The sequence below is a fragment of the Ralstonia sp. OTU4908 genome (assembly GCF_038440115.1).
GTDB lineage: Bacteria > Pseudomonadota > Gammaproteobacteria > Burkholderiales > Burkholderiaceae > Ralstonia > Ralstonia pickettii.
Window position 1 is genome coordinate 1 of sequence record NZ_JASATD010000065.1, and the last position, 10792, is coordinate 10792.

General features: G+C 65.6%; 6 protein-coding genes. 4 read left to right on the forward strand and 2 right to left on the reverse strand.

Annotation, left to right across the window (positions count from 1 at the left end; all coding sequences use genetic code 11):
• The first annotated feature begins 229 nt into the window (after window positions 1–229).
• From putA to AAHM38_RS24765, 4 genes are all read left to right on the forward strand, one after another.
• Window positions 230–4210: a trifunctional transcriptional regulator/proline dehydrogenase/L-glutamate gamma-semialdehyde dehydrogenase gene (gene putA / locus AAHM38_RS24750; protein ID WP_015855926.1), complete on the forward strand. Its 3981-nt coding sequence runs from the start codon at window positions 230–232 to the stop codon at window positions 4208–4210.
• A gap of 130 nt (window positions 4211–4340) precedes the next feature.
• On the forward strand, window positions 4341–5486 hold the full coding sequence (locus AAHM38_RS24755) for a branched-chain amino acid ABC transporter substrate-binding protein (RefSeq protein ID WP_015855925.1): 1146 nt from the start codon (window positions 4341–4343) through the stop codon (window positions 5484–5486).
• Window positions 5487–5684: 198 nt separating this feature from the next.
• The gene (locus AAHM38_RS24760) at window positions 5685–6908 is read left to right on the forward strand and encodes a cation:proton antiporter (RefSeq protein WP_041668409.1); all 1224 of its coding nucleotides are present in this window, start codon (window positions 5685–5687) and stop codon (window positions 6906–6908) included.
• Window positions 6909–6917: 9 nt separating this feature from the next.
• The gene (locus AAHM38_RS24765) at window positions 6918–8051 is read left to right on the forward strand and encodes a YbdK family carboxylate-amine ligase (RefSeq protein WP_015855923.1); all 1134 of its coding nucleotides are present in this window, start codon (window positions 6918–6920) and stop codon (window positions 8049–8051) included.
• An 18-nt stretch (window positions 8052–8069) separates the two neighbouring features.
• Here the strand turns inward: AAHM38_RS24765 and AAHM38_RS24770 are convergent, their stop codons facing one another.
• Window positions 8070–8585, reverse strand: a complete 516-nt coding sequence (locus AAHM38_RS24770; RefSeq protein ID WP_015855922.1) for a GNAT family N-acetyltransferase — start codon at window positions 8583–8585, stop codon at window positions 8070–8072.
• A 14-nt stretch (window positions 8586–8599) separates the two neighbouring features.
• A complete protein-coding gene (locus AAHM38_RS24775; protein ID WP_015855921.1) occupies window positions 8600–10654 on the reverse strand; it encodes an OPT family oligopeptide transporter in 2055 nt (684 codons plus the stop codon).
• Window positions 10655–10792: the final 138 nt, after the last annotated feature.

Here is a 10792-nt window from a genome sequence, read left to right on the forward strand (position 1 = left end):
CAGCCCCGGCAGGGGATGAAACAAGAGATGCACCAAAAGCAAAAAAACCCGCCCACCAAACAATAAAAGTCGCCCAAAAGTCCCCCAACCGCCTCTGCGGTTGCACCACCATCTACCCATTTCGAACCAAGGGGTTTCACTAGGTTGCACCTTCGAGACTCCCGGGCGTATGATCCGCCCGATTTGCCGGCCACAAGCCAGGCAATGGCAGCTCTGGATAGGAACCCACATGGCTACAACCACCCTCGGGGTCAAGCTGGACGATGCTTCGCGTGAACGCCTCAAGCGCGTTGCGCAGTCCATTGACCGCACGCCGCATTGGCTGATCAAGCAGGCGATCTTCACGTATCTGGATCAAGTGGAGCGGGGGCAGCTGCCAACTGACGCAAACGGCACGGCGGCGGATGGCCTCCCGTCCGCCGCCGCAGCCGTCTCGGACGTGCACGAGGGTGACGAGCCCGCGGTGCAACCGTTCCTCGAATTTGCGCAAAGCGTGCAACCGCAGTCGGTCCTGCGCGCTGCCATCACCGCCGCCTACCGTCGGCCGGAAACCGAAGCCATTCCGATGCTGCTGGAGCAGGCCCGCCTGCCGGGCGCGCTCGCCTCGGAAGCCAAGCAACTCGCACGAGACCTCGCCGGCAAGCTCCGCACGCAAAAGGTCGGCACCGGCCGCGAAGGTCTGGTGCAGGGTCTCATCCAGGAATTTTCGCTGTCGAGCCAAGAAGGCGTGGCGCTGATGTGCCTGGCCGAGGCGCTGCTGCGCATTCCCGACAAGGCCACGCGCGACGCGCTCATCCGCGACAAGATCAGCAACGGCAACTGGCATTCGCACCTGGGCCAGAGCCCGTCGCTGTTCGTGAACGCCGCCACCTGGGGCCTGCTGCTGACGGGCAAGCTGGTCGCCACGCATAACGAAGCCGGGCTGTCGAAGGCGCTCACGCGCATCATCGGCAAGAGCGGCGAGCCGCTGATCCGCAAGGGTGTGGATATGGCGATGCGCCTGATGGGCGAGCAGTTCGTCACCGGCGAAACCATCTCTGAAGCACTGGCCAACGCGCGCAAGTTCGAGGCCGAGGGCTTCCGCTATTCCTACGACATGCTCGGCGAGGCCGCGATGACGGAGGAAGACGCCCAGCGCTACCTCGCGTCGTACGAGCAGGCGATCCGCGCGATCGGGCAGGCCTCGGGCGGGCGCGGCATCTACGAAGGGCCGGGCATCTCGATCAAGCTGTCGGCGCTGCACCCGCGCTACAGCCGCGCGCAATACGACCGCACCATCAACGAGCTGTATCCGCGCGTGAAGGCGCTGGCGATGCTGGCCCGCGAATACGACATCGGCATCAATATCGACGCTGAAGAGGCCGACCGCCTGGAGCTGTCGCTCGACCTGCTGGAGCGCCTGTGCTTTGCGCCCGAGCTGGCTGGCTGGAATGGCATCGGCTTCGTGGTGCAGGGCTACCAGAAGCGCTGCCCGTTCGTGCTCGACTACATCATCGACCTGGCCCGTCGCAGCAAGCATCGCCTGATGATCCGCCTGGTGAAGGGCGCGTATTGGGACAGCGAGATCAAGCGCGCCCAGGTCGACGGCCTGGAGGGCTACCCCGTCTACACGCGCAAGGTCTACACCGACGTGTCGTATCTGGCCTGCGCGCGCAAGCTGCTGGCCGCGCCGGAAGCGATCTTCCCGCAGTTCGCCACGCACAATGCGCACACGCTCGCGGCCATTTACCACATGGCCGGCCAGAACTACTATCCCGGCCAATATGAATTCCAGTGCCTGCACGGCATGGGCGAGCCGCTGTACGAGCAGGTCGTCGGAAACAAGCCGGGCAAGCTGAACCGCCCGTGCCGCATCTACGCGCCGGTCGGTACGCACGAAACGCTGCTGGCCTACCTCGTGCGCCGTCTGCTGGAAAACGGCGCCAACACCTCGTTCGTGAACCGCATCGCGGACGAGTCGATTCCTCTGGACGACCTCGTCGCCGACCCGGTGGCGGTGGTGGAAAAGATGCACGCCGATGAAGGGACGCTCGGCCTGCCGCATCCGAAGATTCCGCTGCCGCGCGCCCTTTACGGTGACGTTCGCGCCAACTCGTCGGGCATCGACCTGGCGAACGAGCAGCGCCTGGCGTCGTTGTCGTCCGCCCTTCTTGCCGGCACCAGCACCGTCTGGTCGGCCGAGCCGACCATCGGCGATGCGCCTTACGTGGGGGGGCCATCGCAACTTCGGCAGCCGGTGCGCAATCCGTCGGACCTGCGTGACGTGGTCGGCCACGTGACCGAAGCCACCGAAGCCGATGTGGATGCCGCGTTGTCGGCCGCCACCGCTGCCGCCCCGATCTGGCAAGCCACGCCGCCCGAGGCACGGGCCGCACTGCTCGATCGCGCAGCAGACCTCATGGAAGGCGAGATGCAGCACCTGATGGGGCTGATCATTCGCGAGGCGGGCAAGACGCTGTCCAATGCGATTGCCGAAGTGCGCGAAGCCGTCGATTTCCTGCGCTATTACGCAGCGCAGGTGCGCGGCGGGTTCTCGAATGACACGCATCGCCCGCTGGGCCCGGTGGTCTGTATCAGCCCGTGGAACTTCCCGCTGGCAATCTTCACCGGCCAGGTGAGCGCTGCGCTGGCTGCAGGCAACCCGGTCCTCGCCAAGCCCGCTGAGCAGACCCCGCTGATCGCCGCCCAGGCTGTGCGCATCCTGCGCGAAGCCGGCGTGCCGGCCGGTGCCGTGCAACTGCTGCCGGGCCGCGGCGAGACCGTCGGCGCAGCGCTGGTGAAGGACGTGCGCACCAAGGGCGTGATGTTCACCGGCTCCACCGAAGTCGCGCGCATCCTGCAGCGCACGCTGGCCGGCCGCCTCGATGCCAACGGCGCGCCGATCCCGCTGATTGCCGAGACCGGTGGCCAGAACGCGATGATCGTCGATTCGTCCGCGCTGGCCGAGCAGGTGGTGGCCGATGTGCTGTCGTCCGCGTTTGATTCGGCGGGCCAGCGTTGCTCGGCGCTGCGTGTGCTGTGCCTGCAGGACGACGTTGCTGACCGCGTGCTCGCGATGCTCAAGGGCGGCATGGCCGAACTGGCGATGGGCAATCCGGATCGCCTGTCGGTGGATGTCGGCCCCGTGATCGACGCTGAAGCGCGCGACAACATCGTCGGCCACATCGAAGCGATGCGTGCCAAGGGCCGCCGCGTGCACCAGGCACCGGTGCCGGCTGCGTGCGCGCACGGTACCTTCGTGCCGCCGACGGTGATCGAACTCGACAGCCTGTCGGACCTGACGCGTGAGATCTTCGGTCCCGTGCTGCACGTGGTGCGCTGGAAGCGTTCGGCGGACAACACCGGTTTGACGAAGCTGATCGAGCAGATCAACGGTACGGGCTACGGGCTGACGCTGGGCATCCACACGCGTATCGACGAGACCATCGCGCACGTGGTGGACCGCGCGCACGTGGGCAACCTGTATGTGAACCGCAATATCGTCGGCGCCGTGGTGGGCGTGCAGCCGTTCGGTGGCGAGGGCCTGTCGGGTACGGGCCCGAAGGCCGGCGGCCCGCTGTATCTGCTGCGCCTGCTGTCGACGTGCCCGCAGGACGCCATGCGCACCGCGCTGCAACTGACCGCAGGCGCGGGTACGGAGGTCGATACCGATGCGCGCCGCGCGCTGCTGGCGCCGTTCGATGCGCTGACGGAATGGGCTCGCAAGCAATCGCCGGAACTGGCCTCGCTGTGCGAGCGCCTGGCTGCAGCCTCGGCCACGGGCGCCACCGCCACGCTGCCCGGCCCGACCGGCGAGCGCAACACCTACACGCTGTTGCCGCGCGAAGCCGTGCTGTGCGTGGCGGCCGATCCGGCGGATTGGCTGCGCCAGCTCGCCGCCATCCTGGCTGTCGGCAGCCTGGCCGTTGTGCAGGAAAACCCTGCCATCGAAGCAGTACTTCGGGGCTTGCCGGCGGCAGTACAATCGCGCGTCCGCGTGGTCGGCTCGACCGACGAAGCGGCGTTTGATGCGGTGCTGCATCACGGCGATTCGGACCATCTGCGCGCCATCTGCGAAGGACTGGCACGGCGTGCCGGCCCGATCGTGGGGGTGCAAGGCCTGCCGCATGGCGGGGAAGGGCTGGCGCTGGAGCGCCTGCTGATCGAGCGTTCGCTGTCGGTCAATACGGCCGCCGCGGGTGGCAACGCCAGCCTGATGACCATCGGCTGACGGGGAGCATGAGCAGGATTCGCGGTTCCATGCGCACGACGGGTGCGGATGGGATGCGAAGCGGGAGGAGGGCGACGGTGATCCCGTCGCGCTATTGATCCAAATTGCGTTTGAACTAGGAGACGCACAAATGAAATTGAAGCAACTGTGGGTGGCGGCAGCACTGTGCGCGCTGGCGGGTGGTGCAATGACGGCCGCATCGGCCCAGGAAGTCATCAAGCTGGGCTTTGCTGCCCCGATGTCGGGTCCGCAAGCGCAATACGGCACGGACATGAAGAACGGCGCGACCCTGGCCATCGAAGAGTTCAATGCCACGCACCCGAAGATCGCCGGCAAGGAAGTCAAGTTCCAGCTCATGGCAGAAGACGACCAGGCTGACCCGAAGACCGGTACGGCAGTCGCCCAGAAGCTGGTGGACAGCGGCATCAAGGGCATGCTCGGCCACTTCAATTCGGGTACCAGCATCCCGGCGTCGCGCGTGTACAACCAAGCCGGCATCGCGCAGATCGCCATGGCAACCGCGCCGGAATACACCAAGCAGGGCTACAAGACGACGTTCCGCATGATGACTTCCGACACCCAGCAGGGTTCGGTGGTCGGCACGTTCGCCGTCAAGAAGCTGGGCTACAAGAACATCGCCATCGTGGATGACCGCACGGCCTACGGCCAGGGTCTGGCCGACGAGTTCGAGAAGGCTGCCAAGGCCGCCGGCGCCACCATCGTGCGTCGCGAATTCACGAACGACAAGGCCAGCGACTTCAAGGCGATCCTCACGCAGATCAAGAGCAAGAACCCGGATGCCGTGTTCTACGGTGGCGCCGAAGGCCAATCGGCGCCGCTGCTCAAGCAGATGCGCGAGCTGGGCATGAAGTCCACGCTGATGTCGGGCGAAATGTCCAAGACCGACGACTTCATCAAGCTGGCCGGCCCGCAAGCCGCGGAAGGCATGGTGGCATCGCTGGCCGGTCTGCCGCTGGAGCAGATGCCGGGCGGCGCTGGCTACAAGGCCCGCTATGAGAAGCGTTTCGGCACGCCGGTGCAGACGTACTCGCCGTACGCCTACGACGGCGCGATGGCCCTGATGAAGGCGATGGTGGCTGCCGGTTCGTCCGACCCGGCCAAGTACCTGCCCATCCTGGCTGCCACGAACACGCAAGGCGTGACCGCGAAGCACTACGCCTATGACGACAAGGGCGACCTGAAGGATGGCGGCATCACCGTCTACAAGGTCACCGGCGGCAAGTGGACGCCGCTGGAGAGCGTCGGCGGCAAGTAATCCGACCGGCTCTCAGCCATTTGCAGTATGGAAACCGCCCTCCGGGGCGGTTTTTCTTTGCCGGCGGTCTCAGGTTCCAAACACAGAGTTGTCGCTTTTTGTGTCGAAAATCACCGATCTATTATTAAATATCGTGTAACGCGGCTCTAACGCGTGTCAGTGCTTGGCTGACTTTCCCGGATGGGGGCTTCGGGTACCATGTCGCCCATGACAGGACTTCACGATCTCTTCCCTTCGTGGCCGCCCGCTCCCGGCGGCCTTTTCTGGATCGGGCTGGCGCTGGTTGGTGCGGCGTTGTGCGGCGAGTTTGCGCGCGCGGCGCTCAAGCTGCCGCGCATCGTCGGCTACGCGGTGGCGGGCTTGGTGGCCGGCGTGCTCGGCCGCCCGCTCATCGACGCCGACATGCTAGAGCAGACCCACATCCTGATCGAGATGGCGCTGGCGTTGGCGCTGTTCGAGCTGGGGCACCGCTTGTCGTTCGAGTGGCTGCGCGCCAATCGTTGGCTGTTGCTCACAAGCGGCTTTGAAAGCCTGCTGACCTGGGGCCTGGTCACCTGGGTACTGCAGCTGTTTGGCGTGGCGACACCGGTGGCAGTCGCCGCCGGCGCCATCGCGGTGGCCACGTCCCCCACGGTGCTCCTGCAACTCAAGAACGAACTGCGAGCAGAAGGCCAGGTGACGGAGCGCTTGCTCTCGCTGGGCGCGCTCAACAGCATCTACGCGAGCGTGCTGGTGCCCCTCACCGCCGGCTGGCTGCATAGCGAGTACGGCCACTGGGCTGCGGCGCTGATCCACCCGCTCTACCTGCTGGCAGGTTCCGTGCTTCTTGCCTGGGTGGTCGGCAAGGCGGGCCATGCGCTGTATCACCGTATGGCGGGTGACGATCACTACGCGTTCCTGGTGCTGGTGGGCCTGGTGTTGTTTGCGCTAGCGATGGCCAAGCTGCTCAAGCTGTCGGTACCGCTCACGCTGCTGCTCGCAGGCGTCGTGTTCAAGCACCAGGACGATCACCCGCGCGTGTGGCCCTCGCACTTCGGCAGCGCGGGCAGCATCCTGATTGTGGTGATGATCGTGTCGCTCGGCTTGCCGCTCAAGGCGTCGGACTGGGTCATCGGTGGTGTGGCGGCGGTGGCGCTGGTGCTCTCGCGCTTCATTGCCAAGCTGGCGGCCACGACGGCGCTCGGCTCGTTCTCGGGGCTGTCGATGCGGCAGAGCGTTGCGCTAGGCCTGGCGCTTGGCCCCATGTCGGGACTGTCCTGGCTGCTGATGCACGACACGGCAGCGCTGTACCCGCAGACCGGGGGGCCGCTGGTGGCCATCATCCTGTGCACGCTGGCGATCCAGCAGATTGCTGCGCCGATCCTGACTGCACGATCCCTGCGCTGGGCGGGCGAGGTGCGGCAAGACAACGAACATCGCTAAGAGGCCTCCATGTCCCTCGAACCTTTCTCGAAATCCGAGGCGCTTACGTTTGGCGTCGAACTGGAACTGCAGCTCGTCAATCGCCATGATTACGACCTCGCCTCGGCGTCGCCAGACTTGCTGCGCATGCTCAAGGGCAAGGAATACCCCGGCGACATCAAGCCGGAGATCACTGATTCGATGATCGAGATCTCCACGGGCATCTGCCACAGCCACGACGAGGCGCTCTGGCAGTTGCGCGAGATGCGCGACCGCATGGCCGAAGCCGCCACTGCGCTGAACATCGGCATTTGCGGCGGAGGCACCCACCCGTTCCAGGAGTGGAGCCAGCGCCAGATTTCACAATCCCCGCGCTATCAGTACATCTCGGATCTGTACGGTTATCTCGCCAAGCAGTTCACGGTATTCGGTCAGCACGTGCACCTGGGCTGCCCGAATCCCGACGATGCGCTGTACCTGCTGCACGCCATGTCGCGCTACGTGCCGCACTTCATTGCGCTGGCATCGTCGTCGCCGTTCGTGCAAGGCGTGGATACCGGGTTCGCTTCAGCGCGCATGAATTCGGTCAGCGCCTTCCCGATGTCGGGCCGCGCGCCGTTCGTGCTGACGTGGGACGCCTTCATCGCGTACTTCGACAAGATGCACGCCACCGGCGTGATCGAAAGCATGAAGGACTTCTACTGGGACATCCGCCCCAAGCCCGAATTCGGCACGATCGAAGTCCGCGTGATGGACACCCCGCTGACCGTCGAACGCGCCGCCGCCATCGCCGCGTATATCCAGGCGCTGGGGCGCTGGCTGCTGCTCGATCGCCCGTTCATGCCCGTGGAAGACGATTACCTCGTCTACACCTTCAACCGCTTCCAGGCATGCCGGTTTGGGCTGGCGGGCGAATACGTCGACCCGGCCACGGGCAACCGCGGCGCGCTCGCCGATCACATCCTGGAAACAAGCAAGCTGCTGTCGGCGCATGCCGAGGCGCTGTCGTCCGAAGGTGCGCTGGATATGGTGCGGGAGGTGGTTGAGGCGCGCGACGCCGATGCCGAATGGATCCGCGCGGCGCAACGTGAAACCCGCAACCTGCACGAGACCGTGCGACGCGGTTGCGGGCGCTGGACACAGGCGGCAACGCAGCCCGCCTGACGCATCATCGAAGAACGGTCAGTCGCTTCGGACCGTTCCCGGCGCTTCCAGCCAGCGCTGCATGAACACGAGGTCGAGCCACTGACCGTGCTTGATGGCGGCCTCGGGCATGCGGCCCACTTCCTTGAAGCCGAGCTTTTCATGCAGGCGAATCGAGCCCGCATTGCCACCGTCGATGGCGCCCACCATCAGGTGCTTGCCCAGGGCAGCGGCACGTTCGCACAGCGCCTCGACCAGCCGACTGCCCAGCCCCTGGCCACGCCAGTCGCGGTGTATGTGCACCGAGTGCTCGACGGTGGTGCGAAAGCCCGGGTGGGGCCGGAAATCCCCAAACGATGCAACGCCTGCCACCTGCCTATCATCGTCGGCGACCAGCACCGGATAACCCTGCGTGGCACGCAAGGCTAGCCACGCGGTGCGGTCTTCCAGCGTGACGGGTGTTTCGGTGTAGATCGCGTTGGAGTTGGCGATCACGTCGTTGTAGATGGCGAGGATGGCCGGAAGGTCGGCCTGCGTTGCGTCGCGGAGCAGCATGTTGCGTGATGGGGTCAATGAGTCGGACGCACCGCCAGTACGCGGCGCGCGAAGGCCCAGCATACCAAGGCGAAGACGATCAGCCCAAGCCATTGCGCCGTGCCTTCAAACGACGCCCCCACGATGGCCAGCGGCGCATCCTTGCCCGTGCTGCCGATCACTGCCGCCATCAGCACACCCACCAGACTTTCGCCCACGATCAGGCCCGACGCCAGTAGCACGCCGTGGCGGTTCGGCACCTCGGCATAGCGCTCGTACGGCACGCCGGCCGCCTGCGCGCGCTTGGCAAGAATCTTTTCGATGATCCACGCCAGCACCGCACCGGCCACCAGCACCGTGCTGACCGTCGGCGGCAGATAGATGCCGATGCCCACTGCCAGGACCGGCAGCCGCGCAACGCCGCCGCGTTGCTTGAGCGCCCAGTCGACGGCGATCAGCAGCACGCCGATGACGATGCCTGCAATCACCATGTTCCACTGCAGCTGGTGCGTGAAGATGCCGGTGGCGATGGCTGTCATGAGCGTCGCCTGCGGAGCCGACAGCGCCTGCGCCGCATCCATGCCGGCACGTGGCAGCGCACCCGGAAAGCCATACGCGTTATACAGCAGCTCCAGCACCGGCGAGATGACCGCGGCACCCGCCACGCAGCCGATCAGCAGCGCCACCTGCTGGCGCCACGGCGTGGCCCCGACCAGCCAGCCGGTCTTCAGATCCTGCAGGTTATCGTTGGAGATGGTCGCCACGGCCACCACGGCCGACGTTGTTAAGATCGCCAGCGCAATGCCCAGCTTGCTCGCTTCGGGCGAGCCCACGATGCCGTTGTCCGCGCCGATGGCCAACAGCAGCAGCGACACCAAGGTGATGGCGATGATGCCGATGCCCGAAATCGGGCTCGACGACGAACCGATCAGCCCGGCCATGTAGCCGCACGCCGCCGCCACCAGAAAGCCGAACACCACCGCAAAAATCACCGCGAACGTGATCAGCGTCCAGCGCGAGCCGGCCGACAGCATGGTCGGCGCCAGAAATGCGGCGAAGGTGATCACCAGTACCACGACCATCGCAAGCGTGACCAGCAGAATCCAGCGCGGCGCCATGTCCTGCTCGGTGCGCAGCGCGCCATCAGCCTTCGGGCGCAGGCTGCCAAACGAGCGCTTCACGCCGTGCACCACCGGGCCGATCAGCGTGCCCAGCGTCCACACGGCCGCCACCGCAATCACGCCAGCGCCGATAAAACGGACCTGCGTGCGCCACACATCCGTGCCAAAAGCCGAGAGCGCCTTGCCCGCCGGCATCGGCGTGATGGACGTCAGATACGGCACGGCGATGCCCCAGGCGATCACCAGGCCCACCAGCATGGCCAGCCCCGCCACCAGGCCGATCAGATAGCCCGCGCCCAGCAGCGCAGTCGAAAAACCCATGGGCAAGCGCACCACCGCGGCGCCCGCAGCGAACCACCAGCTCGCACCTTCTCCGAGCAAGCGCAGGCCGCTGGTGGCAAACGCCACGATGGCCGCGACGATGCCACCCGCTGCCAGATCGCGCATGCCGGTGGCGGCGGGAACAGCGTCGTCATCGGCAGCGGCTTCACCGTCCGCTGGCTCGCCACTGCCCACGCGCAGAATTTCTGCCGCCGCCACGCCTTCGGGATAGGGCAGGTCGCTTTGCACCACCATCGCGTGGCGCAGCGGAATCGTGAACACCACGCCGAGCATGCCGCCCGCCATGCAGACTCCAAACGTTTGCCAAAATGGGAAGCCTTGCCAGTGCCCGATCATCACCAGCCCGGGCAGAATGAAGATGATCGAAGACAGCGTCCCGGCCGCAGACGCCTGCGTCTGCACCATGTTGTTCTCAAGGATGTTCGTGCCGCCGAGCATGCGCAGCACTGCCATCGAAATGACCGCTGCCGGAATTGCCGATGAGAACGTCAGGCCGACTTTCAGGCCCAGGTAGACGTTTGAAGCGGTAAAGATCACGGTGATGATCGCGCCGAGGATCATGCCGCGCAGCGTCAGCTCAGGCAGGGTCGCTGCCGGAAGGTGCTTGGGAGGATGGAGGGATTGCATCCTGCGGGTCTCCAAAGAAGGTTCTTGTGGCGCGGATTATAGAAGTGGACGGGGGCGGTGGCGCGGTGGATTTTTTTGGGGTGTCCTCTAGATTTTTTGTTTTTGGTGCATCCCTTGTTTCATCCCCTGCCGGGGCTG

Excerpts from the sequence above, each read along its gene's own strand:
- putA (WP_015855926.1), top strand. The coding sequence starts at position 230 with ATGGCTACAACCACCCTCGGGGTCAAGCTGGACGATGCTTCGCGTGAA.
- AAHM38_RS24755 (WP_015855925.1), top strand. The coding sequence starts at position 4,341 with ATGAAATTGAAGCAACTGTGGGTGGCGGCAGCACTGTGCGCGCTGGCG.
- AAHM38_RS24760 (WP_041668409.1), top strand. The coding sequence starts at position 5,685 with ATGTCGCCCATGACAGGACTTCACGATCTCTTCCCTTCGTGGCCGCCC.
- AAHM38_RS24765 (WP_015855923.1), top strand. The coding sequence starts at position 6,918 with ATGTCCCTCGAACCTTTCTCGAAATCCGAGGCGCTTACGTTTGGCGTC.
- AAHM38_RS24770 (WP_015855922.1), bottom strand. The coding sequence starts at position 8,585 with ATGCTGCTCCGCGACGCAACGCAGGCCGACCTTCCGGCCATCCTCGCC.
- AAHM38_RS24775 (WP_015855921.1), bottom strand. The coding sequence starts at position 10,654 with ATGCAATCCCTCCATCCTCCCAAGCACCTTCCGGCAGCGACCCTGCCT.